Origin of the sequence: Paenibacillus hamazuiensis, from assembly GCF_023276405.1 — a bacterium.
Lineage (GTDB): Bacteria > Bacillota > Bacilli > Paenibacillales > NBRC-103111 > Paenibacillus_AF > Paenibacillus_AF hamazuiensis.
Genome location: NZ_JALRMO010000001.1, coordinates 4,551,544 through 4,576,671, shown reverse-complemented (window position 1 = coordinate 4,576,671; position 25,128 = coordinate 4,551,544). Strand labels below are relative to the sequence as shown.

The window sequence follows — 25,128 nt, the reverse complement described above, 5'->3', positions numbered from 1 at the left end:
ATGGAAGCGAAACGGCTGAAGCTGATCTCGCGGGAGTTCGCCGGTTTTGAAGCGTCATTCGGAGTGCAGGCGCAGCACTTTGAAAACCTCCACCCCGGCTGGAAGATCGACCGCGAATTTGAAGAAATACACCGGCTCTACGAGCGGATGCTTGTCGAAAAAGAAGCGCTTTCCGGCCGGCACGATTTGTTTTTGTGCGTGACGGATTGGCTGCCGGAGGCGATTCGGCAAGGTTATCTGCTGCCGCTTGACGGCTATTTGCGCGAAGATCCGCCGGAGGGCTGGCCGGACGCGTGGGCACCCAGCATGCGCGGGCTGCAGATCGGCGAGGACGGGAAAACGTACGGCATCGCTTATCACGACGGGCCGGAGATGTTCATTTACCGCAGCGATCTGTTTTCCGATCCGCAGGAGAAGGCCGCTTTTTCGGGCCGCTTCGGGTATGAGCTGGCTGTGCCCCGCACCTGGACGCAGTTTGTCGATATCGCCAAATTTTTTACAAGACCCGAAGAAGGTTTGTACGGAGCTTTGACGGCGTCTTATCCTGACGGGCACAACAATGTGTACGACTTTCTCATTCATCTGTGGAGCCGCGGAGGGGAACTCGTGACGACCGGTTGGGAGCCCGTATTTCACCGTTGCGAAGGGCAGGAGGCCCTGCAGTTTTTGGTCGACCTGATCCACAAACACCGGGTGGTGCCAATGGAAGCGCTGGAGATGGACAGCGTGCGGAGCGGGAATTATTTTGCCCAAGGCGGCGTCGCGATGATGTGGAATTGGGCCGGATTTGCCGCCGTAGCGGAAATGCCCAGGGTGTCGCGGATCGCCGGAAAAGTCCGGACCGGCCTTATACCGGGAGGGGATGGACCGGGTGGCCGCCATATGTCGCTGAATATTTACTGGGTTCTCGGCATCGCGGCAGGCAGCCGAAACCCGGACATGGCTTACCGTTTCATCAAGGAAACGGCGTCGGCGGTTATGGACAAAGCAACGTCACTGTGCGGAGGAAACGGCACGCGCCTTTCCACGTGGCGGGACGAAGAGGTGCGCCGAAAGTTCCCGTATTACGAACATATCGAAGAAGTACATAAGCAGGTGAACAGTCCGCTGCCCATTCCGGAGTATCCCGCAATAAACGAAGTCCTGTCGCAAATGGCGGACGATGCTTTGCGGCTTCGCGTTTCCGTGCCGGATGCGCTCGAAAAGGCGGCCGAACAGGTGCGGATTATTTTGAAAAAAGCCGGCCACTGTTGATCGAAGGAATAAGGAGGAGCTTGCGATGAGTTTGGGCGAACTTGATGGCGGGCAGCCGCAGCTTGCATATAAACCGCAGCTGCCGCAAAACCGCACGATGGGGATCGGCATCGTCGGAGCCGGGGAAATTGTCGTGCACGCGCATTTGCCGGCTTACCGGATGGCCGGCTTTCGCGTTATCGGTATCTACGATGCCAATCCGGCCAAAGCGGAAGCGGCCGCGGGCGGCGATCCTTCCATTACGGTATTCCCTACGCTTGAGGCGATGCTTAAGCATCCGGAGGTGCAAATCGTCGACATCGCCGTGCCGGCCAAGTTTCAGCCGGGAATCGCCATACAGGCCGCGCAAAGCGGCAGGCATCTATTATGTCAAAAGCCGCTCGCGGAAAGCTACGGAGCCGCGAAAGAGCTTGTGCGCGCATGCGCCGAGTGCGGCATCAAGGCGGCGGTCAACCAGCAGATGCGCTGGTCCCCGGGCATACAGGCCAGCCGCTCCGTCGTGAAAAACGGGTGGTTGGGCGAGCCGCTTCAGGCGTCCATCCAGGTCAATGTCCGCACTTATTGGGAAAACTGGCCCTGGCTGACGCAAACGCCGACGCTGGAGGTCATGTACCACAGCATTCATTATTTGGACAGCATCCGTTATGTGCTCGGGCTCAGACCCGAATACGTATATGCCGACGGCGCGCGTTTTCCGGGGCAGCCTTACCGTGGGGAAACCCGGACGATGATTCATATCAAATTCCCCGGGGAAGCCCGCGGGCTCGTCCACGATAACCACAACAACCGGATGCCGCAGGACGACTGGTATGCGACATTCCGCTTTGAAGGGACGGAAGGGATCGTCAAGGGAACAAACGGTGCGCTCTATAATTATCCCGAAGGGCGCGAGGACACGGTCGGTTTTTACAGCGGTCGATTGGAATTGGGGAGTCTGTACGAGCCGAAGCTGGAGGGAAGATGGTTCCCTCACGCCTTTATGGGCACGATGGGCGAGCTGATGCGGGCCATTGAGGAAAACCGCGAGCCGGAAAACAGCGCTGCCGACAATCTGATCACATTGCAAACCGTTTTTGCCGCATACCGTTCCATGGCCGAAAATCGTGCGGTATACTTGGAGGAAGTGGATGCGTGAGGATTTTTGGGCAACCTCACGGCATGACCAGCTCAAAACGGGAGGGCGCGAAAATAGATGAGCTTTAATACCGATTTGTTTCTGCAAAATCTGTATGTCGAGGCGGAGCGGAGCCGCTCGTTTAACCAAGCTGCCGCAGGCAGCGCGAAACAGCTTCGGGAGACGCTGAAGAGCAGGCTGATGCAGGCGCTGGGAGGATTCCCCGAGCAAAAGGCTCCTCTTAATCCGGTGCTGCTGGACACGCAGGATTACGGCGACTTTGTGCTGGAGCGCGTGCAGTATACGACGATGGATCAGGTACTTGTCCCCGTCTATGTGCTTAAACCGAAGACGGGTGAGGGGCCATGGCCTGCCGTTCTGGCCTGCCATGGGCACGGCAAAGGGCAAAGAGATGCGCTTGGCATGGCGCCGGACGGAACCTTGCCGGATGAACCGGGAATCCATTCGCGCTTTGCCGTGGAACTTGTCCGCAGGGGACTTCTGGTCGTCGTTCCGGAAATTATGGGCTTCGGTGCAAGAAGGCTTGCGGCGGACATCGAAGCCGACCCGGACGGCGGACGCAGCTCGTGCGCCGTATTATCCGCACATCTGATCATGTACGGCAAAACGCTGGCCGGCATCCGGGTGTACGAGGCGATGAGAGCGCTCGACTATTTGCAAAGCCGCGAGGATGCGGATGCCACAAGGATCGGCACCTTCGGATTTTCAGGCGGCGGTCTGATCGGCGGTTTCACGGCGGCTTTGGATGAACGTATACGCGCGACGGTGATTTGCGGTTATACGAATACATTTCAGGGCAGCATTCTCGCGATGAACCACTGCATCGACAACTACCTGCCCGGCATTCTTCCATATGCCGAGCAGCCTGATCTGCTCGGGCTGATCGCCCCGAGGGACCTGTTCGTCGAGTCGGGCGAAGGTGACCGGATTTTCCCGGTTCGCCACGTGCACGCCGCTATAGACCGTCTCAAAGAAATTTACGCCGAAATGAATGCAGAATCGCATTTTGCAGCGGATTTATTTCCCGGGAAACATCAAATATCGGGCAGACAATCGTTCGATTGGCTGGCTGGGCGGCTTAAGGCGCTCTGACCCGCATTCGGCGGCGCTCCGGTACTACGCCAGGCTGGTTTCACTTTGTGAAATCCAGCCTTTTTTCATGAGGAAAACGACTCGAAAAACGATGAAAGCCGGCGATAGGCTTAACCAATTTCGCTCCCGCGTTCGTACGAATCGCGGATTGAAACTGATAAACCGAACGAAATAGTGACCATTATCCCGTTTAAATAAGCAGCCTAAAATAACATAGAGGAACACATGTTTGTTATTCTCGGATAAATGAGCACAAAAGACTAGAAGTTTTTACATAATTAATGTAGAATTTTGTCAGGCGATGCAGTCCATTACAAGATAGGAGAAGAGCGCAGATGAGAAAGACTCGATGGATGACGATCAAGTTTATGCTGGCAGCGGCAGTCTTTTGTATCTTGTTCCAATCAGCCGTACCGCATACTTTTGCTCAAGAGCTTCCAGACCCTTACAAAAATAAGGATATGACGGAACTAAGGAAGGTGCAGCAGGAAGGTTTGGATAAGATCAATGCCCTACGTAAAGATATGGGCCTCTCCGAAGTACGTTTGAATGAACAATTAAGCCGAAGCGCGCAGTCACACAGCAATTATATTGAATTGAATAAAATAGGATATGTATGTCACCGGGAGGACGAAGGTCATGAAGGGTATACCGCCAAATGGGGTTACGATCGCAATAAGCTATTCGGTTATAGCAACCCTACGAGTGAAGGTGTAACCTACGGAAAAATTTCCAGTGTGACAGAAGGCATCGACAATCTTTTTACTTCGCCTTATCACCGTCTAAGTTTTATACGGCCGGATTTGAGCGAGGTTGGTGTCGGATTCACCCTGAACGGATCTACCGTCATTGAGTTTGGCTATCCCAGCTACAACAGCACGTTGTCCGACAGTCAGATATACCCTTACGATAATCAGCGCAATGTGCAGCCTTACTGGCAAGACATAGAACTGCCTGATCCGCTGATCAGCTATAAGCTTCCTTACATGTCGTACGTGGGATATCCAATTACGATTAATACGGGCAATTCGGCGACTATGGATTTCAAAAGCGCTAAAATCACGAACACCAATGGACAGGATGTTCCTTACTATATCGCCGATCGCACGACAAATCCGGGTTATGGGAATAACTTTGTATTCCTTCTCCCCAAGACACCGCTCGAAATGAATACGAGCTACAAGGTCGAGTTCAAGGCAACGTATCAATCAGGGGGAGTGGAAAAGACGCTCGACAAATCATGGACATTCACGACAGGCAGTCAGATTGTTCCCCAGAAAAAGCTGGAATATCAGTCCAGGAAAGCTAGCGAATGGGCAATCCCTGAATTGGCAATGGCGGACAATAAAGGGCTTGTACCGAAAGCCGTTACTTTCAACAATGCCATTACTCGCGAACAGTTTAGTACGGTCATGACGAAGCTGTATGAAACGTTGACGGGCAAGACGGACCTGGAGACAGCGGACAATCCGTTCACCGATACGAAGAACAGCGACGTGCTGAAAGCTTACAAGTTAGGGATCGTCGAGGGGACATCCTCTGAGAAGTTTTCGCCCATGAACCCGGTGACTAGGGAGCAGATAGCGGTCATGCTGAAGCGTACACTGAGTGCGGCCGGTCGCGATTTGAAGACGACCAGTAGAACCTTCACCGATTTTTCCGACGACGCTTTGATTTCCCAGTGGGCGAAAGAGGCTATCGCCTCCCTCCGAGCCGCCGATGTGGTGCAGGGAGATGAAAAAAACTTCTTCAACCCGGTGCAATCGACTACGGTCGAACAAGCTTCGATCATTGCTTACCGAACGCTGTCCAGTGTCAAATAGTTGCAAGCAAACGATGGAACTAAAGCATTAGTTCAATGAAACAGCGACAGTCAAGGACTTTTCTCGTCCATGGCTGTTGCTGTTTCAATTTCTGGGGATAGTCTAATTTCGCTACCTCGATAAGAAGGACGATACGGAAAAAAAAGAAAGGTAAACAAGCTCATCGCATACCCCTCTACGCACCCAAGCCAAGCGAGTCCGGCATACGTTTTGCGGAAGCAAAACGATGCAGGACAATCGCGAACCCGAGGCACGCAGCCCCCCCAACCCCCTGTGCACTCAAGCCAAGCGAGTCCGGCATACGTTTTGCGGAAGCAAAACGATGCGGGACAATCGCGAACCCGAGGCACGCAGCCCCCCCAACCCTCTGTGCACTCAAGCCAAGCGAGTCCGGCATACGTTTTGCGGAAGCAAAACGATGCGGGACGTTCGCGAGCCCGAGGCACGCAGCCCCCCCAACCCTCTGTGCACTCAAGCCAAGCGAGTCCGGCATACGTTTTGCGGAAGCAAAACGATGCGGGACAAATCGCGAACCCGAGGCACGCAGCCCCACAACCCACCCGGCACCAAAAGTAAAGCGTGTCCGGCATAGGATTTTTCGTCCGCAGGCGAAAAATCCATGCCGGACAAACGCGAACTAGAAGCGAGCATTCCCGTACTACTGGCGGGTCCAGGGCGCCCGAGCGCCTGGGGTCCCCCCGGCGGGGGGATTTAGGGGGGCCTTAATTTATCAAACCAAACTCCTTAAGTTTATGTACTGTTCCAATCCGAAGCGGCGGCATAAAATGAATATACAAATAAATTCATGAATAAATACCCTTTAATGTAAATAAAAGCGCTTACTCACTATTGGTTTTTCGAAGTTATGAGCATTTGATCCCGGACATCCCCGACACTGCGTATATTCGAGGCGCCGATCAACACATCGGTCCTCCAATATAAATCATTCCAAATTAGCGGAGGGAAAACGATGAGGTTCAAAAAAGCATCCGGCCTTCTATGCGCGCTGCTGCTAGCCCCCACCATACTCGCGGCGTGCGAAGGGAGCACACCGCCCCCGACGACCAACCAGCCTCCCAAGCAGGAAGCGGCAAAGCCGCCTGCGACGACACCGCAACCCGCCACAGCCCAGCCGTCCGGCGGAGGAGGGGGCGACGCGAAGGAAACGCCGCGAAACGAGACGCTGTACGTCAACGGCTTGCAGTGGGGGGCGCCTACCAACTTTAACCTGCTCAGCGGCAATCCCGCATTCCCGATCAACTACGGCAACTCCCGCGAGCTCATCTACGAGACGCTGTTTATGATCAACATGAACGACGGCAAGCTGGAGCCGCTGCTCGGCACGAAATATTCGTGGACCGACGATTTGACGTTAAAAGTCGAGCTGAACAAAGATGCGAAATGGAGCGACGGCAAGCCGTTTACGTCCGATGACGTCGTGTATACGTACCAGCTCGGAAAGAAATACCAGATCAACTGGAGCAGCTTCTGGACTTATATGGAAGATGTGGTGGCGGACGGCCCGAACGCAGTGAACATCAAGCTGAAAAAAGACAACCCGAACAAGCTGACCATCCTCGACAGCATCGAGCTTATTCCGATGCTTCCGAAGCACATTTGGGAAGAGATCGAGAAAAAATCGAACAACGATCTGGCGACGATCCGTAAGGAAGTCAATGCAAACCCCGTAGGTACAGGCCCGTATAAGATGTACTTCTACAACGACCAGAAAATTACGATCGTGCGCGACGACAATTATTGGGGCAAGTCGCTGTTCGGCAAGCTGCCCGCTCCGAAGTACATCACCCACGTGATCTACAAGGACAATGCAGCCGGCGACCTTGCGTTCAAAAGCGGCCAGGTCGACGTATCGCAGCAGTTCATTCCGCAGGTGTGGAACATGTGGAAGGGCGGCGCTCCGGTCAAAACTTACCTGAAGGACGCGCCGTATTATTTGCCGGGCTCGATGCCTTCGATCTTCTTCAACTTGTCGAAAAAAGGGCTCGACAACGCCGACGTCCGAAGAGCGATTGCGATGGCGATCGATTACAAAAAGATTTCCGATCTCGCGATGAGCGGCTATTCGGCGGCGATGAAGCCGTCCATCACGCTCGATGCCGATGCGGAAAAGAAATACGTCGACCAGGATGCGATCAAATCGCTGCAGTGGACGACCGATGTCGATGCCGCCAATGCGCTGCTTGACAAAATTGGCGCGAAGAAGGGCGCGGACGGCATCCGCGTGCTGAACGGCACCCGGCTCGGGCCTTATGAGATCGAATGTCCTTACGGCTGGTCGGACTGGAACGCCTCGCTGGAGATCGTCGCGCAAAACGCCAAAGCGATCGGCATCGAAATTCGCACGAAGTTTCCGGAAGCGCCGGTATGGACCAACGATCTGCAAACCGGCAAATTCGATATCATCATGAACACGCCGGCCGGCGGCGTCAGCCCGAGCCAGCCGTGGAACCGGGCTAGAACGATCATGTACTCCAAAGGCGTCGCCCCTGCCGGCGAGCTGGCGTTCTGGAACTGGGGCCGGTACAAAAACGACAAAGCGGATGAAATCATCGACAAGATTCCGACGGTGAACGACGAAGCTCAGCTGAAGTCGCTTTACACCGACCTGACGAAAATTTGGCTGACCGATATTCCCTCCATCCCTCTGATGTACAGACCGTGGGTGTTCCATACGGTAAACGAATCGGTGTGGAAAGGGTTCCCGGCGCAAGGAGACGGCAGCAACATCCCGCCGCAAATCGCGATGGACGGGGCCGGCGTCAAGGCGCTCTACCAAATCCATAACTAACCGCACGGTCAAACGGACGAAGCCTATATTTGGCCGCACAATCCAAATATAGGCTTTTTTCCGAAAGCATATCGATCAGGAGGTGGGAAGTTTGAACGCTTACAGCAAATATTTTTTGAGGAAATTCGGCTGGTATCTCCTGACTTTGGTGATAGCGGTAAGCCTCAATTTTATGCTGCCGAGGATGATCAAGGGCAATCCGGTCAGTGTCATCGCCTCGCAAATGACCCAAGGGATGACGGACAGCGATACGATCAAGAAGGTGTATGAAACGTTCACGAAGGAATTCGGCATCGACAAGCCGCTGCTGACGCAGTACGGCATCTACCTGAAAAATTTGCTCACCGGCAATCTCGGCACCTCTTTCGGCCTCTACCCGAAAAAAGTAAACGATATCCTTGCTTCCGCCGTCCCCTGGACACTGGGCCTGCAGCTGCCGGCGATACTGACCGGCTGGATACTCGGCAACGTGCTCGGGGCGGTCGCCGCCTACAAAAGAGGCGTTTTCGACAAGGCGCTGTTCCCGGTTGCTCTGTTCATCAACTCGATACCGTTTTTTACGTTGGCGATCATTATGCTGTACCTTTTTGCTCTTAACCTGAAATGGTTTCCGCTTCACGGGGGCTACGACTTCCAGATGATCCCGTCGCTCAGTCTCGATTTTATATGGTCGGTCATCCGCCACCATACGCTGCCGTACCTGTCCATCGTACTCGTTACGATCGGCGGCCAAGCCATCGGCATGCGGGAGATGTCCATTTACGAGCTTAACGCGGATTACGTGTTGTACAGCAAGCTGCTCGGCATCCGCGACTCCAAAATCGCCCAGTACGTGTTCAAAAACGCGATGCTGCCGCAAATTACCGGACTCGCGCTGTCCATCGGCACGATGGTGGGAGGCTCGCTCATTTGCGAAATCGTGTTCAGCTACCCGGGCATCGGCACGTGGCTGTTCACCGCCATCCGCCAGCTTGACTATCCGCTGATTTCGGGCTGCACGCTGCTGATCGCGTTTTCGGTGCTGCTGGCCAATTTTACGATAGAGATCGTTTACGGCCTGGTCGACCCGAGAATCAAAGCGGCACAAATGGAGGAGCAATGATATGAAACATTCGCTTGCGATTTTGCTCAAATCCCCCAAATTCATGTTCGGAGCGGTGGCGTTTCTGTGCATGCTCGCGCTCGTTTACATTTATCCGCTGATCAATCGAAGCGACCCGCTGGAAATGATGGCGCTGGCGTTTCAGCCGCCCGATTCGAAGCTGCTGCTCGGCTCCGACAACTTCGGCAGAGATTTGTTTCTGGAGCTGATGTACGGCATCCGCACGTCGATCCGGGTCGGACTGATCGCCGGCGTATTCGCCACGATTATCGGCCTGATCATCGGATTGTGCGCAGGTTATATCGGTGGGCTCGTCGACAACATCTTGACGGCGGTTACGAACATTTTCATCGTCATTCCGTCGTTTATCATTTTGATTCTGATTTCCGTCAGCATCAATTCCCGCAGCTCGCTTGTCACCGCCATCATCATCGGCATTACGAGCTGGCCGTGGACGGCCCGGGCGGTCCGGGCGCAAACGACATCGCTGCGCAACCGGGACCACGTCAACATTGCGAAAATATCCGGACACAGCACGCCGCGTATCATCATATTCGAAATTCTTCCGTATATCGCGTCTTATGTCGTTATGGCTTTTGTTTTACAGACGGCATCGGGCATTTTGTCCGAAGCGTCGATTTCCATGCTCGGGCTTGGGCCGTACAATACGATTTCGCTCGGCATCATCATGAACTGGGCGCTCGTCTTCGAAGCTCCGGTTGCGGGAGCCTGGTGGGCGTTCATTCCGGCGGCATTCGCGATCGCGATCATCACGTTTTCGCTGTACATGATGAACACCGGGATGGACGAAATTTTCAATCCGAAAATAAGGAGCTGACCGGCTTTGAGTCAATATATATTGGAAGTGAAGGGGCTCAGAACGTATTACCGGACGCGGCTGAAGGAGCATGTATATGCGGTGGACGGCGTCGATTTCGTGCTCGAGGACGGCAAGACGCTCGGTATCGCCGGCGAATCGGGGTGCGGCAAATCGACGCTCGCGCTCAGTCTGATGGGCTTTTATTTCCCGCCCCTCCATTATCACAGCGGCTCCATCGCCATCGACGGCACCGACATCATGAAGCTGAACAAGGAGCAGCTCCGCAAGCAAATACTCGGCAGAGAAATCGCGTACATTCCGCAAGCGGCGATGAATGCGCTCAACCCGACGCTGAAAATCATCCGTTTCATCGAGGATATTATGAAGGAGCACCGGCCCGAGCTGAGCAAACAGCAGGTATGGGATATGGCCGCAGAGCGGTTCGAATCGCTGAATTTGTCCTCCAAGGTGCTGAACTCGTATCCGAACGAGCTGTCCGGCGGGATGAAGCAGCGCACCGTCATCGCGATTTCGACGATTTTGAACCCGAAGGTGCTTATCGCCGACGAACCGACCTCGGCGCTCGACGTCACCTCCCAGAAGGCCGTCATCAAGCTGATGAAGGAGCTGCTGGAGAAAAAATACATCCGTTCGCTCGTCTTCATCACCCACGAGCTTCCGCTGCTGTACCACGTGACGGACGATATCGTTGTTATGTACGCCGGGGAAATCGTCGAGCGGGGCACGGCGCACCAAATGATTTTTGACCCGCTGCATCCGTATACAAAAAAGCTGATGGGCTCCATCATCGTCCCCGAAGAGGGGATGAAAGGCCACAAGCTCGAGGCGATTCCGGGCGCGCCGCCGAACCTGAAAAAGGTGCCGCCGGGCTGCCGGTTCGCCGACCGCTGCGAATACGCGCAAAAATCGTGCCGCGAAGGCAAAGTGATGAGCAAGACGGTGGACGGGCGAATTTACCGGTGTTTGTTTGACGTGGGCACGCTGAGAAACTGGTACGAGAACGAGCATCGGAGCGAGGAGGTGAGCGGGAAATGAACGAGCGTCCGGTTTTGATCAGCGGTAAAAAGGTGACGAAGGTGTTCGGGTACGGGCTGAATAAAACGACGGCCGTAAACGGCGTCGATTTCAAGTTCCATGAGGGCGAAATCATCTCGATCGTCGGCGAAAGCGGCAGCGGGAAAACGACGATCGCGAAAATCATCATGGGTCTGCTGAAGGAAACGAGCGGCGAGATCGAATATAAAGGGGCGCCCCGCAAGCTCGGCAGCCATAAAGACCGCAAGATGTACTGGAAAGATATTCAGGCGATTTTTCAGGACCCTTTTTCCTCGTTTAATATTTTTCACAAGGTCGACAAGCTGCTGCTCGACTGTATCAAGCTTCAAGGACTTAAATTATCGAAAGATGAACAGTTTCGCAAAATGAAGGAAGCGTGCTCGTTCGTCAACCTCAAGTTCGAGGAGCTGCACAACAAATATCCGTTCGAGTTGTCCGGCGGGCAAATGCAGCGCCTGATGATCGCGCGGATTTTCATGATGCACCCGAAGGTGCTGATCGCCGACGAGCCGACCTCGATGGTCGACGCCTGCTCGCGCTCCACCATTCTGGATATGCTGCTCAAGCTGCGCGACGAAAACAACATGACGATCATTTTCATCACCCACGACGTCGGCTTGGCTTATTATGTGAGCGATACGATTTACATTATGGAAAAAGGCGTCATCGTTGAAAGCGGCAGCGCCGAGCGGGTGATTTTGACTCCGCAGCACCGGTACACGAAGCAGCTTATTTCCGATGTGCCCAAGCTTCATGAGGAGTGGAATTTGGCTTGATTTGTGCATGCGTAGGCGATAGGGTGGGGTTTGCCCGAGGCAAGCCCCTTTATCATTTTCAAAACGGATGGTTAGATCACACCTCCCGCACCAGTCTTTTTTTCCCCAGCGAAAAACTGATCAGGGCCGCCCCGAGCCCGAGCGTCACGATAACACCGGCCAGCCAAGGGTTATACAGGACGGTGGAAGAGGCGCTGACCATGAATCCCCCCGCTCCGGCTCCGGCTGCAAGCCCCAGGTGGATGATCGAAGTGTTCAAGCTGAGCACGAGATTGGCGGACTGCGGCGCCTGTTGAATAAAGTATGTTTGCACGGCGGGTCCCGCCACGAACATGGATGAGATGATGAACCCGATCAGCACGAGCCCGCCCCATAGCGACTGGGCGAAGAGGGGCAGAACCGCCAAAGCCGCCAAATGAACGATAATGCTGCCGGCAATGATCCGCGAAGCTCCCACCGATCGACGCCGTAACCTCCCAAACGGGAGCCGATCGCACCCAAAACTCCGAAGGCGAGCATGACCATACTGATGCCGGATGCGTTCAGGCCCAGAATATCCGTTATAAACGGCGTCAAATAGGTGAATAAGACGGAGTTGCCGGATTCCCTGAAAAAGGTAAGAAACAAGCCGCTGACGATGACGGCGCTGCCCAGCACCTTGATTTGCTCGCGGAACGGAATCGGCGCATCCCCTTCGATCTCCGGAAGAAGGCGGAAAATGATAAACGCAATCAACAAACTGAACAACCCCAGGATCATGAAAATCGCCTGCCAGCTAAGCCAGCCGGTAATCGCAATCCCGATCGGAACTCCCAAAATCATCGCGCTGCTGAAGCCGAGCACGATCGTGCCGATTGAGCCGCCGATTTTTTCAGGGGGCACTATTTTCGCGACGGCGCCGAACGCGGTAACGAGATAGACGCCGGAGCTTATGCCGAGGATGATTCGGGAGACCATCAAAATTGTAATGTTCGTGCTGGCGTAAGCAACGAGGCAGCCCAATATAAAAGCGGCAAGGGTTCCCGTGATCACCTTCCTTCGCCCCATGCGGGAGGTGAGAGACACCACGACGGGAGTGCCTATCGCAAAAGCGATAGAGTACGCGGTGATCAGTTGTCCGGCAAGGGCGATGGAGACGTTCAGGTCGGCTGCGATCACTTGCAAAATTCCGGAGACAACGAGCTCGGAGGTCGCCGTCAGAAATACACCTAAAGCAAGAATATAAACGGTCATTTTTTGGATTCGGTCCATGGGTATCATTCCTTTTTCCAGAAGTGTTTCGAGATCTCTTGAATGAATTATAAATGGGTTACTTTAAAAATATAAGGAGGCAATTCATTTTGCCATTGTCAAACTATTTGGATCAACTAACAAAAAGTTAGTTTAGGATCCGACGGTGTCTTTTGCGCCAAAATACGCAGAGCGATACATAGGTGACTCCAGCTGCCCTCCCATCTTCCAAAAAATAAGCGTTTTATGCTATCGATCGTCGTTTTCTCGTCTGACAAAAGGTTTGTGGGTCCTTTATCATAAGTGTTGTAGAGGGTTAAGACCCCAAATCGAAAATAACGGGAGGAACACGTATGATCACAAAGGGAAGTCCATTTTCGCTGAAGCAATACGAGGAGGAAGGGTACAGCGGCCCCGTGCAGGGCCTAAGCTTGGAGGAAGCCGACCGGTATTACAATCTGTTTTTCGATGCGCTGGGTCAAAATAAATTCGCTCCCGGACCGACAAAGGTTCCGCTCTCCGCCTGGCATCACAAGCACCGCTGGGCATACGAGCTGGCTACGCACAAGAGCATCGTCGATGCGATGACACAAATACTTGGCGACGACGTAGTGCTCTGGGCGATGCATTTCTGGTACAAAGAGCCGGGCAACGGCAAATACATTCCGTGGCATCAGGACATCAACTACTGGCCGATGGAGCCGGCCATCAATGCGACCGCTTGGGTCAGCCTCGGCTGGTCAATCAAGGAAAACGGCTGTCTGCGTGTCATTCCCGGCACGCATCGGCACCATGTGAAGCATGTGTCGCTGAACGACGGGCAGAGCACGTTTGGCGAAGGATTGCCGGCAGACCTAGTCGACGAATCGATGGCGGTCGATCTCGAAATGTCGCCGGGGCAAATCGCTTTTTTCAACGAAGCGACGATTCACGGGTCGGAGATGAACAGCTCGAACATTCCGCGTGTGGCGTTTTCGGTTCGATATACGACGCCGGAGGTCAAGTTCAAGATGGAGGAATGGGGCGGAGATACGAGTCGTATTCGCACGTTTTTGGTGCGCGGGGCGGATCGATTCGGTTACAACGATGCCATTGCCGGGATCGTGCCGACGGAATAAATGGGGTTGATCGATCAGGCCCCGATTGGATGGAGGCTGCCGTATTTTACAAGGACCGCGAAAAAGCGGCCTCCCTGTATGGTAAAATGGAGGAAACGACACGGAAGGAAGGGGCCGGGATGCTTCAAAATCAGTTCGCCGAATCGCTTCACGTCACGTTTCTGCATATTCGTGAATACGATCTTGACCATACATGGGCGGCCGCGGACCGCGAATTGGCCCATTCCGTGCTGTGGTGCGTGCGGGACGGCAAGTTCTCGCTGCAGCTCAGCGGGAATCGGTACAACGTGGAGGCGGGGGATTTCGCCTTGCTGCCGGCAGGCGCAGAGATCTCTTACCGGGCGGCTTCGACCGCCGTCCGGCTGGTCAGCATCAACTTCGATGCATCGGTGACGCTGCTGCCGGACCGCAGCTGGACGGAGCTGCTGTCCATGCCCGTCCGTTATCCCGAGGCTCTAAGCGGACTCGAGGCCGTGCTCGCCGACATGCTGCACGCATCCGGGACGGCCTCGGCCGGACAAAACCTGCTGCTGCAGTCCGGACTGCTTCGCATCTTGTCCGCTTTGCTGGATCGGCAGCCGGTTCGGCGGACAGAGCCGGGCGCGGACGGGATGGACCGGCGCATCCTCGGCGTGATCGAATACGTGGCCGCGCACCCCGCACTCATGCCCGATACGGCGCAGCTGGCCGAGCTTGCGCAGGTCAGCGAATCGCATCTGCGCAAGCTGTTCATGGACCATACCGGCTTGTCGCCGACCCGCTTCATTCACCGCCTGAAGTAGGAGCAGGCAAAACGCGAGCTCGCCGCGGGAAACCGGCGCGTATCCGAGATCGGCTATGCGCTCGGCTTTGCGGATGCGAACTATTTTACGCGGCTGTTCAAGCAGAAAACCGGCCTCACTCCCCAGCAGTACCGGCAGCAGTATCGGATTTTTGAGGTGTAGCCCCGATGGTTTCACTTTACCTCGCCTGTTTATGGTTACTTGGCAAATGGATTTGCACTTTTGTGCCGGTACCCGGTTTATTTTCGATGATATGAATTCGGCCGGCATCGCCAAAAAGCAGCTTCAATCTATGATTGACAGTCGACAGGCCGCCTACTCCGCTCCAAGCGATACCTTTTTGAAAGCCGACGCCGTTATCTTCCACTTCCACTACATAACCTTGGCCCGACCGGAAACCGTTTATCCTTATGTAATGATCCGGGTGTATCCCGTCTTTAAATCCATGGAGAACGCAGTTGTCCACTAACGGCTGCATTTCCAAAGTATTGTACAAAAAATGTTCGTTATACTGTAGCTTCAATGCGCTGTTTTGCAAATACTCCTTGTCGGTATTTTTTTGCATGTGCCTGATTTACGTATAAGCACGTACGCCGATGCGAGGAACGCAATCATACATATCGCGATGGCGACTTTTGCGGGGAACGATGTCCACCGATTCGGAATGTGCGGATTGCCGGCCGAAACGATTTCCATGCCGAGATACCCTTTTTCGGACCGAATGGTTACAGGTTTGCTGATCGAGTACGATCCGGAGTTATTGACGACCTGAAGACCGGGGGAATCGATTTCTTTCAGATCGATCGAATATTTCAATTCATTCCCCGATGTTACCGAAAACCCGGATGCCATGGATAACTTCATGAGAGCGATTTCATTTTTGTTATTTAAAATCGGGACAAAAATCTCCCTCTGAATAAGCTCTGTCAACTCATAGCGATCATAAGGATCCATCGAAGCGATCTTGTGAATCAGACGTTCGTTGCTGGTGATGCTTACGATTGCCGAATCCAGCAGCGTCTCGTATGGAGTAAAGTAATTGGTCATCAGCTCTTCGTTTCTACGTTCTTCCAATTCCTTATATTGGAACATTAAAATGCCGAATAAAATCGCCGAGGATAAACTGATCAGAACAATGCCCGCGGAAATCTGCTTGGATAGCCGGTAAGTCAGCCTATGTTGAAACGGCATAGACGCTTCCTCCATTTTATTGAAAAAATTAATAAATTCCATGTATTAACAATACAATATTTTTCCATTATTCAAAAGAGGGGGAAATCTAACGTCCGCGTATCCGCTGAGCAAAAGCAAAAGACCGGAACTCCTTATCCGTCGAGGAATCCTGGTCTTTTTAAGCTTGAAATTATTAGGGGAGCGACTGAAAAAAAGCGAATAATAGGCTAGTTATGGATTTAGGTTTCCTGGTGAAACCGCGGGCGAGTAAAACACGTCACTATGCATATGCCGGATTATGTCCCAGTTGCCGGGATTGGTCGTGTCTGGAATGCGGTGCTCCAGAATGGCTTGATATAGGGCGGTTTTTTGTTCCAAATGGGCAACGTGCCGCTTGGCTTCTTCGAGCTTTTCGAGCGCCGATTCCTTATGCTCCATCATGAGTGCGTAGCGTTGCGGAATGGTCGAATCCCCTTCGAGACAGAGATCGACGTACGTTTTGATGACTTCAATCGGCATCCCGGATTGTTTAAGGCATTTAACACCATGCAGCCAGTTGATCGATTCTTCGTCGAACATCCGAATGTTGTTTTGATTGCGCTGTACGCTCGGCACCAGGCCTTTATCCGTGTAAAAACGCACGGCGTGCTCGGTGAGCCCCGTTATCAAGGCGGCTTCTTTGACCGTGTACATGTGCAGCCCTCCCTGGAAAATAAATTTTTGAAGACGACTTGACTTCGTGTAACACGAAGGTTCTAAGCTTATTGTAATGCAAACCAGCCGTAAGCGGAATCCCCGCCGAGGTGCCCGATTCCGGATACGCGCCGTTTGCTGTTATCCATTGAACATGGGGAGGAATTACAATGCAAACCGTAACATTGAACAACGGAGTGAAAATGCCGATCATCGGCTTCGGTGTCTACCAAATTCCCGATGCCGAAGAATGCGAGAATGCGGTATATGAAGCGCTGATGACCGGTTACCGCCTGATCGACACCGCCGCCGGTTACCTGAACGAGGAAGCGGTCGGACGCGCGATCAAGCGCAGCGGCATACCGCGTGAGGAGCTGTTCGTCACGACCAAGCTTTGGGTTCAGGATGCCGGCTACGAGAGTGCCAAGCTGGCGTTTGCCAAATCGCTCAAGAAGCTGCAGTTCGACTATCTCGATCTATACCTGATTCACCAGCCGTTCGGCGATTACTACGGCGCTTGGCGTGCGATGGAAGACCTGTACCGCGAAGGCAAGATCAAGGCGATCGGTGTCAGCAACTTCCTGCCCGACCGTTTGATGGACCTCATCGTGCATAACGAAATCGTGCCCGCCGTCAACCAGATCGAAACGCACCCGTTCTACCAGCAGAACGAGAGCGCCGCTTTTATGAAAGAGCAGGGAGTGCAGCACCAGTCGTGGGCGCCGTTCGCTGAAGGACGGGGCAACATGTTCGGCAACGAAGTGCTGACCTCGATCGCGGAAAAACACAACAAGTCCGTCGCCCAGGTCGTACTGCGCTGGCTTGTTCAGCGAGAAGTCGTTGCTATTCCAAAATCGGTGCGCAAAGAGCGGATCGTCGAAAACTTCGACATTTTCGATTTTGAGCTGAGCACGGACGATATCGAACAAATTTCCGCCCTCGATACGCGGGAAAGTCTTTTCTTATCGTACCACGATCCGAAATTCGTCAAGATGCTGGGCACCTTGAGGGTCGATCTGTAACCTTTGATCGATCGTAAATCTATCACGTGTTTATCCTCATATGTATTAAGAAAGGACAGGGCGGCGCGAACTGTCCTTTCTTTGTTTCAATCCGTAATTCAGCACGCCAAGCCGTTTCCTTCATCGAATCCGAGCATGAGATTCATATTTTGTATCGCAGCCCCCGATGCGCCCTTGCCTAAATTATCGTACCTCGAAATGATATTGATTTTGTCGTTTTGTCCAAAAACAAAAATCTCCAAACGGTTCGTATTGTTGCATTCGGTTATCAGAAAATGCCCTTCGTCAAGATAAGCTTCCGAGTCGAACGGCATCACACGAACAAACCGCTCGGATTCAAAATATGTTGCCAATACTTCATGTACGTCTTTTGCGGAATAGTTTTTAGGCAAACTTCTGCTAATCAAGGGGACCGACATGGCGATGCCTTGGGCATAATTCGCTTTAATGGGCGTAAATAACGGTTCATATAAAAGTCCGGAGTAAAGCTGCATCTCAGGTAAGTGCTTGTGGTTCAGATGCAGCGCATAATGCCTTGGGACATGGAGATTTTTGGCGGCAGCCAACTCCGGGTTCTCATATTCCTCGATTCCGCTTTTTCCGGCTCCGGTATAACCCGTCACGGAATAACATGTAACAGGATAATCCTTTTGAAGAATGCCGGCTTCAATGAGCGGTCTGACGGTGAGAATTAAGCCGGTTGCATGACAACCGGGAACGGAGACTCTCGACGCGGTCCGTATCAATTCCCTTTGATTTTTCAACTCAGGCAAACCGAATGCCCAGTTTTTATCCGTTCTAAAGGCGGTGCTGGCATTTATGATTTTGGTTTTTTCATTTTTTACAAGCGAAACGGCTTCTTTTGCAGCCGAATCGGGAAGACATAAAAAAGCGATATCCGCTGCGTTAAGGAACTTGCTCCGCTCCTCGGGATCTTTTCTTTTGCCGGGGTCAATTCTTAGAATTTCGATGTCCGACAGCCTTGACAAATACTCAAATAGCTTCAAGCCAGTCGTCCCATCCTTTCCGTCAACAAATACTTTGTATTTCATAACCCTCCTCCTCGCATTGTATAATAATTCTTTAACATGAATAATTATACATCATTATTTGAGTCCATCAAGTTTTATTTATATCGATCGCAGGATCGTTAAATGTCTCCAGGGAAACGTGTAGTTTTTTTGGGCCAGTGGCGCCAGTTGTCGGGGCAAAGGTTTTGCGCCAGCAAAACCGAGCGTACAACCGCGAGCGCGAGGCACAAAATGAGCTCCACGCGGCCCCTCACCAAAAGTAAAGCGTGTCAGGCAAAGGTTTTGCGCCAGCAAAACCGAGCCGTCCAAACGCGAGCTTGAGGCACAAATGGCCTTCACGCGGCCTCGCGCCAAAAGTAAAGCGTGTCAGGCAAAGGTTTTGCGCCAGCAAAACCGAGCCGTCCAAACGCGAGCTTGAGGCACAAATGGCCTCCACGCAGCCCCTCGCCAAAAGTAAAGCGTGTCAGGCAAAGGTTTTGCGCCAGCAAAACCGAGCCGTCCAAACGCGAGCTTGAGGCACAAATGAGCTCCACGCGGCCCCTCGCCAAAAGTAAAGCGTGTCGGGGCATAGACTTTTTACCCCCAGGTAAAAAAGCCATGCCCCGACAGACGCGAACTAGCAGCGAGCAGCTTCGCAAACCGGGCGGGTCCAGGGCGCCCGAGCGCCTGGGGTCCCCCTTGCAGGGGGATTTAGGGGGTGAGCCTCGATTTAGGGGGGCATTTTCCTGACATTTTTGTCGTTTTCATGTATAGCTGCCCGCCGGCTTGGCGTGGTATATTAAATCATTACAGGATTTGTTAGCGCTTACACAACGCTGCATGTAGTACAATGAATATACAAAGCTCATCCGCGGGGGAGGAACGGTTCATGAATCAACAGCTGCTGAATGTCATCGTCGTGGACGACGAGCTGCCGCTTCGCCAGGAGCTGCGCTCGTTTCCGTGGGGGAAATGGGGAGCTGCGCTCATCGGCGAGGCCGAAAACGGCGCGGAGGCGCTGCAGCTTTGCCGCGATTATGTGCCGGACGTGGTCGTGACCGACATCACGATGCCGCTTATGGACGGCATTGAGCTGACGCGCGAGCTGCGCCGCCAGTTTCCGCAGGTGCAGGTCATTTTGCTGACCTGCCACAGCGATTTTGGGTATGCCCGCGAAGCGTTAAGGCTCGGGGCGCTCGAATACCTCGTGAAGGTGACACTCGAGGAGGAAGAGATGGAGCAGGCGCTGCACAAAGCGCGCGAGGCGATCGAGCGGGAACGCGCCCACCGCAAAAACGAAAGCGAGGCGCGCCGCCGCGAACAAGCCAAGCTGCTCGCCCGGCTGCTGAAGGATAAACAGACGCCCGACGATAAAATCGTCGCGGCTTTAAGCGCGGCGGGCTTGCTCCGCGAGCTGCCGACCCGCGTCGTGCTGCTGAAGGTCGAAGCGTCGGAGGAGGACATCGCCTTCGTGGGCCAGGAGCTGCAGCTTGCACTCGATCAGGCCGCCTCGCAAGCAGCCCCGGCGTTTTCATGGGTTCCCGTCGGAGGCACGGATTATTTGCTCGCCTTCGGCGAAGCGCTGCCTCCCGCTCAGCTGAGGCTGCGGCTTGACCCGCTGATCGGCGATTTGACGCAAACGATCGGCGACAACCTGCCGTTTCTCGGCGGGGAAGTGCGCCTGTACGCGGTGGTCAGCGAATCGGTTGCGAGCGGAACCGATTTTATCAAAGCGTTCGACCACGCGAAAATGTGGGAGGAAGCGCGGTTTTACGAGCGGGAGCCGCATCCGCCGGTGTTCGTCGGCCGCCCGGTGCCGCTCACTCCGCTCGGCAAAGCGCAGGCCGCGGAGCTGGACGAGCTGCTGCGCGGACTTAGGCTGCAAGCCGAGGCGCTGCAAACATATATGCGCGACACGTTTCCGCGCTGGTGCCTGAAGCACCGCTTCCAACCGGGCGAGCTGAAGAAAGCCGTTGCGGCCGGAATCAGCCTGCAGAGCGCCGCCGGCAGCGCGGATCAAGGCGCGTACGCGCCGCTTGAACAGGCGGAGACGCTGAACGAACTTACCGCTGCGGCGCTGCGCCTGCTCGAGACCCAAAGCGGCGGGCGCCACAGATACCGCAAAGAAGTCCGCGATGCGAAGCTGTATATCGAGCAGCATCTGGAGGAGCCGATCACGCTGCACAGCCTGGCGGAGCAGGTAAGCCTTAGCCCGCATTATCTCAGCCGGCTGTTCCGCGAGGAGGTCGGCGAATCGGTGAACGAATATATGACCCGGCTGCGCATCGAAAAGGCGATCGACATGCTGCAAAATACGAACCTGAAGGTGTACGAGGTGGCCGAAAAGGTCGGCATCCCGAGCTACCGTTATTTTTCCACGATGTTCCGCGAGCGGACGGGTCTGGCGCCGACCGATTTTAAAAAGCAGGCCACGGGAGAGTAAGGAGACGTGATGAACATGAACGGCATCGTTTACTGGTACCGCAGCCTCGGCATTGCCACCAAGCAATTCGTCTTCCTGTTCGTCGTCACGTTCGGCATGTTCATCGCGCTGGCGATGAGCAATTTGCAGGATGCGGAGCATCTGTTCCGCGAGCAGGTGATCAAGGACTCCCAGCAATTGATCGAACGGACGAACCAATATGTGGACTCTTATCTCGACAATGTGCAAAACATGCTCCTGCTGCTGTCGACGCGAAGCGATTTGTTCGAGGACGGCCGGGAGAAGGAAGCGGTCAAAACGCTGCAAAACTTCGCCAACTACAACAGCTCGGTTACCAGGACGCTGTATTTGATCCGCAAGGACGGCAAGGTTTACTCGAATACGCAAGCGTACTACGAAATTCTCGGTAACCCGCATCTGGACAATTTGTACAGACTGGCCGCCGCCAACTACGGGGCGATGAACGTCAGCGAGCCGTATGCGTCGCCGTTGTCCGGCCGGACGATCGCTTACGTACTGCCGGTAACGGACCCGGCGACCGCGGAGCTGCTTGGCGTCGTCGCTGCGGAAATCGACCTGGACCGGCTGACGGGCCGGATCGCTCCGCTGCTCGTGAGCGAGAACCAGACCTTTACGATCATTACGCGAAAAAATAACGTTATCACCCTGTCGGATCCGCAGGATAAGCTGCTGCAGTACGAGCCGGGCACGTTTCCGCCCGAGCTTAAAGAGAGCTTTCTCGAGCAGCTCGGGGATCTGCCGGTCGGAGTCAGAACGATCGACGGCCAGAAGGGCTCGCTCGTCGTGGTCAAATCCGCGGCGAACCGGCTCGGCTGGTCGCTGCTTTCTTTTATCAAGGAGGATTATTTTTACCAAAACGTGCTCCGGCTGTACGATAATTACCGCAATGCCGGCATGGTCTGGCTTGGCGTGCTGCTGGTCGGCACGCTCATCATGTCGCGCCATTTTACGAAGCCGGTGCGCACCCTTGTGGCGAAAATGGACCGCGTCCGCGATCTGGGCGTGCTGCCCTTCATTTCGATCGACCGTCACGACGAGATCGGCCGCCTCGCCAAAAGCTACAACGCGATGATGGAAAGAATTCATGCGCTCATTCAGGAGACGAAGGAGATGGAGGCGAAAAAGAAGCAATACGAGCTGAGCATGCTGCAAAGCCAAATTGCGCCGCATTTTCTGTATAATACGCTCGCATGCATCAGCAGCCTGGCCCGCCAGCGGCGGATCGACGATGTGCGCGAGACGATCAAATCGCTCGTTGCGCTGCTGTCGTTCAGCTTCAACCGGTCGAGCGAATTTGTCACGCTGGGCGAGGAGCTGGAGGGCCTCAAGCGGTACGTTCATATCCAGCGCGTCCGTTACGGCGACATGTTCACGCTGGAGATCGACGTCGAGGATGCCGCGCTGGGCTGCAAAATGCTGAAGCTGACGCTTCAACCTCTGGTCGAAAACGCCATCTTTCACGGCATCGTGCCGAAACGCGAGCCGGGCAGAATCCGCATCTTCGGCCGGATCCGCGGTCAAACGCTGCGGCTGTTCATCTCCGACAATGGGCTTGGCATGGATAAATCGACCGTTTCGCGGCTATTGGCGGAGCGCAAGGAAACGTCGCGCCGCAACACGTTTACCGGCATGGGCGTCATGAACGTGCACGAGCGGGTGCGCATTCACTTCGGGGCCGCATTCGGGCTGAAAATCCGCTCCCGTCCGGGCTGCGGAACGTGGATCAGGCTCAAGATGCCATACGACGAGTGGACGGGGGAGCCCATTTTGCCCGAATCTCCGTAACTCGAACACTTTTGTCGTTTTCATGTATATTCAGGCGTTCCCGATGGTTGCTATACTGGGGGCACGAAATGAAAGCGTAATCAAGAGGTGAACGTATGAAGCAAACCAGTTTGACTGCGGCAGCGGCGGCACCATCCGCACGAGCTTCGCGGCTGCGAGAAATAGGGCGGACGGTATGGCAGTTCCGAGCTTTTTATGCGATGCTGCTGCCAGGGGTAATCTATTATGTGATTTTCCGCTACATCCCGATGTATGGCGTCATCATCGCCTTTAAAGATTTCAACATGATGGAAGGGATCGTAGGCAGCAGTTGGGCCGATCCATGGTACAAGCACTTTCAAGCGTTTTACGAATCGCCGTATTTTTCCCAGCTGCTTACCAATACTTTGCTGATCAGCTTCTACAAACTGATCTTCGGCATGTTTCCGCCTATATTGATGGCGCTGCTGCTCAACGAATGCCGGGTGCGTTGGTTCAAATCGCTGATCCAGACGCTGACGTATATGCCGCATTTTTTGTCCTGGGTCATCATCCTGGGCATTCTGATCGCGCTGTTTTCGCAAAACTCCGGGATCGTCAACCGTTGGATCGTCGAAGCCGGAGGGCAGTCGATCCCGTTTCTCACCTCGACCGATTACTTCCGCAGCATCCTGGTCGGCTCGGAAATATGGCAAAATATCGGCTGGGGCGCGATCATTTACCTCGCGGCCATCGCCGGCATCGACCCGACGCTGTACGAGGCGGCGCGCGTCGACGGCGCAAGCAGGCTGAATATGATCTGGCACATAACGCTGCCGGGCATCCGCAGCGTCATCGTGATGCTGCTTATCCTGAAGCTCGGCCACATCATGGATGCGGGTTTCGATCAAATCTACATTTTATATAACATTCAGGTGTATCCGGTAGCCGACATTTTGGACACATGGGTATTCAGGACCGGCTTGCAGCAGCTGAATTTCAGCCTGGCGTCGGCGGTCGGTTTGTTCAAATCGGCGATCGGTCTCGCGCTGGTGCTGATTTCCAACCGGCTGGCCCGAAGATGGGGGGAAGGCATATGGTAAAAGGTCTCGAGGATCGCGTATTCAACTCCATCGTTTACCTGATTTTGGCTTTGGCCGGCCTGTGTGCGGTGTTTCCGCTTATGTATGTCGTGTCCGTTTCGATCACCCCGTTTGCGGAGGTGCTGAAAAACGGCGGCTTCATCCTGCTGCCCAAATCGATTACGTTCGATGCGTACCGCAAGCTGCTGACCGAATCGGGCATCCCGCGCGCCTTCTGGGTGACCGTGTTCATCACGGTCGTCGGCACGGCGGTCAACCTGGTGCTCACCACGCTGATGGCATACCCGCTCAGCCGTAAAAAACTGCCCGGACGCAGCTTTTTCCTGCTGCTCGTCGTGTTCACGATGTTGTTCAGCGGCGGAATAATTCCGACCTATTTGATCGTCAAAGCGATGGGGCTGCTCGACTCGGTGTGGGCGATGATTTTGCCTGGCGCGATCTGGAGCTTCAATGTTTTGATTATGAAAAGCTTTTTCGAGCAGCTGCCGGAGGAGCTGTTCGAATCCGCCCGGATGGACGGGGCGGGCGAGTTCCGCATCCTGTGGCAAATCGTTTCGCCGCTTTCGCTGCCGGTGATGATGACGGTCGGACTGTTTTATATGGTCGGCCATTGGAACGAATTTTTTCAGGCGATCATGTATGTGACCGACCGGACGTTGTTCCCGCTGCAGGTGATCGTTCGCGAAATATTGATGCTGACGCAGCAGCCGCTGGAGACGGTGGAAAACATGACGCCGACGGAAACGATGCAGATGGCGTCGGTGATGCTGGCCAGCCTGCCGATCATTATCGTGTATCCGTTTATTCAGAAGCATTTTACGAAAGGCATGCTGCTCGGCTCGATCAAAGGCTGACCAACCGCGATGACAATCGGCGTGCGTCAGGCCTGGGCCCGCCGGTTC

Annotated in this window: 22 protein-coding genes and 1 pseudogene; 17 read left to right on the top strand and 6 right to left on the bottom strand. The window is 54.3% G+C overall.

Annotated elements, in window-relative coordinates; genetic code table 11:
• The 9 genes from MYS68_RS19855 to MYS68_RS19815 all read left to right on the top strand — a co-directional run bounded on the left by MYS68_RS19855 (position 1) and on the right by MYS68_RS19815 (position 11,888).
• Positions 1-1,254, top strand: coding sequence for an extracellular solute-binding protein (locus MYS68_RS19855; RefSeq protein WP_248927515.1), 1,254 nt, complete (start codon positions 1-3; stop codon positions 1,252-1,254).
• A 25-nt stretch (positions 1,255-1,279) separates the two neighbouring features.
• On the top strand, positions 1,280-2,389 hold the full coding sequence (locus MYS68_RS19850; protein ID WP_248927514.1) for a Gfo/Idh/MocA family protein: 1,110 nt from the start codon (positions 1,280-1,282) through the stop codon (positions 2,387-2,389).
• 57 nt (positions 2,390-2,446) lie between these two features.
• Positions 2,447-3,481 carry an alpha/beta hydrolase family protein gene (locus MYS68_RS19845; protein ID WP_248927513.1) on the top strand — a complete coding sequence of 345 codons (1,035 nt, stop codon included), beginning with the start codon at positions 2,447-2,449 and terminating at the stop codon, positions 3,479-3,481.
• A 335-nt stretch (positions 3,482-3,816) separates the two neighbouring features.
• The gene (locus MYS68_RS19840) at positions 3,817-5,304 is read left to right on the top strand and encodes a CAP and S-layer homology domain-containing protein (protein WP_248927512.1); all 1,488 of its coding nucleotides are present in this window, start codon (positions 3,817-3,819) and stop codon (positions 5,302-5,304) included.
• Positions 5,305-6,274: 970 nt separating this feature from the next.
• Positions 6,275-8,113, top strand: a complete 1,839-nt coding sequence (locus tag MYS68_RS19835; protein WP_248927511.1) for an ABC transporter substrate-binding protein — start codon at positions 6,275-6,277, stop codon at positions 8,111-8,113.
• A gap of 91 nt (positions 8,114-8,204) precedes the next feature.
• Positions 8,205-9,215 carry an ABC transporter permease gene (locus MYS68_RS19830; RefSeq protein WP_248927510.1) on the top strand — a complete coding sequence of 337 codons (1,011 nt, stop codon included), beginning with the start codon at positions 8,205-8,207 and terminating at the stop codon, positions 9,213-9,215.
• 1 nt (position 9,216) lies between these two features.
• On the top strand, positions 9,217-10,053 hold the full coding sequence (locus MYS68_RS19825) for an ABC transporter permease (protein WP_248927509.1): 837 nt from the start codon (positions 9,217-9,219) through the stop codon (positions 10,051-10,053).
• A gap of 6 nt (positions 10,054-10,059) precedes the next feature.
• Complete coding sequence (locus tag MYS68_RS19820; protein ID WP_248927508.1) at positions 10,060-11,091, top strand: ABC transporter ATP-binding protein; 1,032 nt, start codon at positions 10,060-10,062, stop codon at positions 11,089-11,091.
• A complete protein-coding gene (locus tag MYS68_RS19815) occupies positions 11,088-11,888 on the top strand; it encodes an ABC transporter ATP-binding protein (protein WP_248927507.1) in 801 nt (266 codons plus the stop codon). The genes MYS68_RS19820 and MYS68_RS19815 overlap by 4 nt, the downstream gene beginning before the upstream one ends.
• Positions 11,889-11,964: 76 nt before the next feature.
• On the opposite strand, the gene MYS68_RS38865 is transcribed toward MYS68_RS19815, so the two are convergent.
• Together MYS68_RS38865 and MYS68_RS19810 are read right to left on the bottom strand one after the other, a co-directional pair.
• Complete coding sequence (locus tag MYS68_RS38865) at positions 11,965-12,249, bottom strand: hypothetical protein (RefSeq protein ID WP_338043590.1); 285 nt, start codon at positions 12,247-12,249, stop codon at positions 11,965-11,967.
• The gene (locus tag MYS68_RS19810; protein ID WP_338043589.1) at positions 12,243-13,139 is read right to left on the bottom strand and encodes an MFS transporter; all 897 of its coding nucleotides are present in this window, start codon (positions 13,137-13,139) and stop codon (positions 12,243-12,245) included. The genes MYS68_RS38865 and MYS68_RS19810 overlap by 7 nt, the downstream gene beginning before the upstream one ends.
• Before the next feature lie 332 nt (positions 13,140-13,471).
• On the opposite strand from MYS68_RS19810, the gene MYS68_RS19805 reads away from it, so the two are divergent.
• The 3 genes and pseudogenes from MYS68_RS19805 to MYS68_RS39115 all read left to right on the top strand — a co-directional run.
• Positions 13,472-14,236: a phytanoyl-CoA dioxygenase family protein gene (locus MYS68_RS19805; RefSeq protein WP_248927506.1), complete on the top strand. Its 765-nt coding sequence runs from the start codon at positions 13,472-13,474 to the stop codon at positions 14,234-14,236.
• Between the two features lie 119 nt (positions 14,237-14,355).
• Positions 14,356-15,018 (top strand): AraC family ligand binding domain-containing protein, encoded by a 663-nt coding sequence (locus MYS68_RS19800; RefSeq protein WP_248927505.1) that lies wholly within the window; start codon positions 14,356-14,358, stop codon positions 15,016-15,018.
• A gap of 12 nt (positions 15,019-15,030) precedes the next feature.
• Positions 15,031-15,180, top strand: a pseudogene (locus MYS68_RS39115) (helix-turn-helix domain-containing protein); the annotation flags it as partial.
• A 16-nt stretch (positions 15,181-15,196) separates the two neighbouring features.
• Here MYS68_RS39115 and MYS68_RS19795 read toward each other — a convergent pair.
• The 3 genes from MYS68_RS19795 to MYS68_RS19785 all read right to left on the bottom strand — a co-directional run bounded on the left by MYS68_RS19795 (position 15,197) and on the right by MYS68_RS19785 (position 16,884).
• Entirely contained in the window at positions 15,197-15,556 is a 360-nt protein-coding gene (locus MYS68_RS19795) for an ATP-binding protein (RefSeq protein WP_248927504.1), read from the bottom strand.
• The gene (locus MYS68_RS19790; protein ID WP_248927503.1) at positions 15,538-16,209 is read right to left on the bottom strand and encodes a hypothetical protein; all 672 of its coding nucleotides are present in this window, start codon (positions 16,207-16,209) and stop codon (positions 15,538-15,540) included. The genes MYS68_RS19795 and MYS68_RS19790 overlap by 19 nt, the downstream gene beginning before the upstream one ends.
• 213 nt (positions 16,210-16,422) lie before the next feature.
• Positions 16,423-16,884: a MerR family transcriptional regulator gene (locus tag MYS68_RS19785; protein ID WP_248927502.1), complete on the bottom strand. Its 462-nt coding sequence runs from the start codon at positions 16,882-16,884 to the stop codon at positions 16,423-16,425.
• A gap of 170 nt (positions 16,885-17,054) precedes the next feature.
• On the opposite strand from MYS68_RS19785, the gene MYS68_RS19780 reads away from it, so the two are divergent.
• Entirely contained in the window at positions 17,055-17,906 is an 852-nt protein-coding gene (locus MYS68_RS19780) for an aldo/keto reductase (RefSeq protein ID WP_248927501.1), read from the top strand.
• Between the two features lie 98 nt (positions 17,907-18,004).
• Here the strand turns inward: MYS68_RS19780 and argC are convergent, their stop codons facing one another.
• Entirely contained in the window at positions 18,005-18,958 is a 954-nt protein-coding gene (gene argC, locus MYS68_RS19775) for an N-acetyl-gamma-glutamyl-phosphate reductase (protein ID WP_248927500.1), read from the bottom strand.
• 847 nt (positions 18,959-19,805) lie between these two features.
• On the opposite strand from argC, the gene MYS68_RS19770 reads away from it, so the two are divergent.
• The 4 genes from MYS68_RS19770 (at position 19,806) to MYS68_RS19755 (ending at position 25,080) form a co-directional block, all read left to right on the top strand.
• The gene (locus MYS68_RS19770) at positions 19,806-21,359 is read left to right on the top strand and encodes a response regulator transcription factor (protein ID WP_248927499.1); all 1,554 of its coding nucleotides are present in this window, start codon (positions 19,806-19,808) and stop codon (positions 21,357-21,359) included.
• A 15-nt stretch (positions 21,360-21,374) separates the two neighbouring features.
• Positions 21,375-23,165, top strand: coding sequence for a cache domain-containing sensor histidine kinase (locus tag MYS68_RS19765; RefSeq protein ID WP_248927498.1), 1,791 nt, complete (start codon positions 21,375-21,377; stop codon positions 23,163-23,165).
• A 95-nt stretch (positions 23,166-23,260) separates the two neighbouring features.
• Positions 23,261-24,226, top strand: coding sequence for an ABC transporter permease (locus MYS68_RS19760; RefSeq protein WP_248927497.1), 966 nt, complete (start codon positions 23,261-23,263; stop codon positions 24,224-24,226).
• The gene (locus tag MYS68_RS19755; RefSeq protein ID WP_248927496.1) at positions 24,220-25,080 is read left to right on the top strand and encodes a carbohydrate ABC transporter permease; all 861 of its coding nucleotides are present in this window, start codon (positions 24,220-24,222) and stop codon (positions 25,078-25,080) included. Before MYS68_RS19760 ends, MYS68_RS19755 begins: the two co-directional genes overlap by 7 nt.
• Positions 25,081-25,128 lie beyond the last annotated feature (48 nt).

Coding starts and splice junctions, on each gene's coding strand:
- MYS68_RS19855 (WP_248927515.1), top strand. CDS start 1: ATGGAAGCGAAACGGCTGAAGCTGATCTCGCGGGAGTTCGCCGGTTTT.
- MYS68_RS19850 (WP_248927514.1), top strand. CDS start 1,280: ATGAGTTTGGGCGAACTTGATGGCGGGCAGCCGCAGCTTGCATATAAA.
- MYS68_RS19845 (WP_248927513.1), top strand. CDS start 2,447: ATGAGCTTTAATACCGATTTGTTTCTGCAAAATCTGTATGTCGAGGCG.
- MYS68_RS19840 (WP_248927512.1), top strand. CDS start 3,817: ATGAGAAAGACTCGATGGATGACGATCAAGTTTATGCTGGCAGCGGCA.
- MYS68_RS19835 (WP_248927511.1), top strand. CDS start 6,275: ATGAGGTTCAAAAAAGCATCCGGCCTTCTATGCGCGCTGCTGCTAGCC.
- MYS68_RS19825 (WP_248927509.1), top strand. CDS start 9,217: ATGAAACATTCGCTTGCGATTTTGCTCAAATCCCCCAAATTCATGTTC.
- MYS68_RS19815 (WP_248927507.1), top strand. CDS start 11,088: ATGAACGAGCGTCCGGTTTTGATCAGCGGTAAAAAGGTGACGAAGGTG.
- MYS68_RS19810 (WP_338043589.1), bottom strand. CDS start 13,139: ATGGACCGAATCCAAAAAATGACCGTTTATATTCTTGCTTTAGGTGTA.
- MYS68_RS19805 (WP_248927506.1), top strand. CDS start 13,472: ATGATCACAAAGGGAAGTCCATTTTCGCTGAAGCAATACGAGGAGGAA.
- MYS68_RS19800 (WP_248927505.1), top strand. CDS start 14,356: ATGCTTCAAAATCAGTTCGCCGAATCGCTTCACGTCACGTTTCTGCAT.
- MYS68_RS19790 (WP_248927503.1), bottom strand. CDS start 16,209: ATGCCGTTTCAACATAGGCTGACTTACCGGCTATCCAAGCAGATTTCC.
- MYS68_RS19785 (WP_248927502.1), bottom strand. CDS start 16,884: ATGTACACGGTCAAAGAAGCCGCCTTGATAACGGGGCTCACCGAGCAC.
- MYS68_RS19780 (WP_248927501.1), top strand. CDS start 17,055: ATGCAAACCGTAACATTGAACAACGGAGTGAAAATGCCGATCATCGGC.
- argC (WP_248927500.1), bottom strand. CDS start 18,958: ATGAAATACAAAGTATTTGTTGACGGAAAGGATGGGACGACTGGCTTG.
- MYS68_RS19770 (WP_248927499.1), top strand. CDS start 19,806: ATGAATCAACAGCTGCTGAATGTCATCGTCGTGGACGACGAGCTGCCG.
- MYS68_RS19765 (WP_248927498.1), top strand. CDS start 21,375: ATGAACGGCATCGTTTACTGGTACCGCAGCCTCGGCATTGCCACCAAG.
- MYS68_RS19760 (WP_248927497.1), top strand. CDS start 23,261: ATGAAGCAAACCAGTTTGACTGCGGCAGCGGCGGCACCATCCGCACGA.
- MYS68_RS19755 (WP_248927496.1), top strand. CDS start 24,220: ATGGTAAAAGGTCTCGAGGATCGCGTATTCAACTCCATCGTTTACCTG.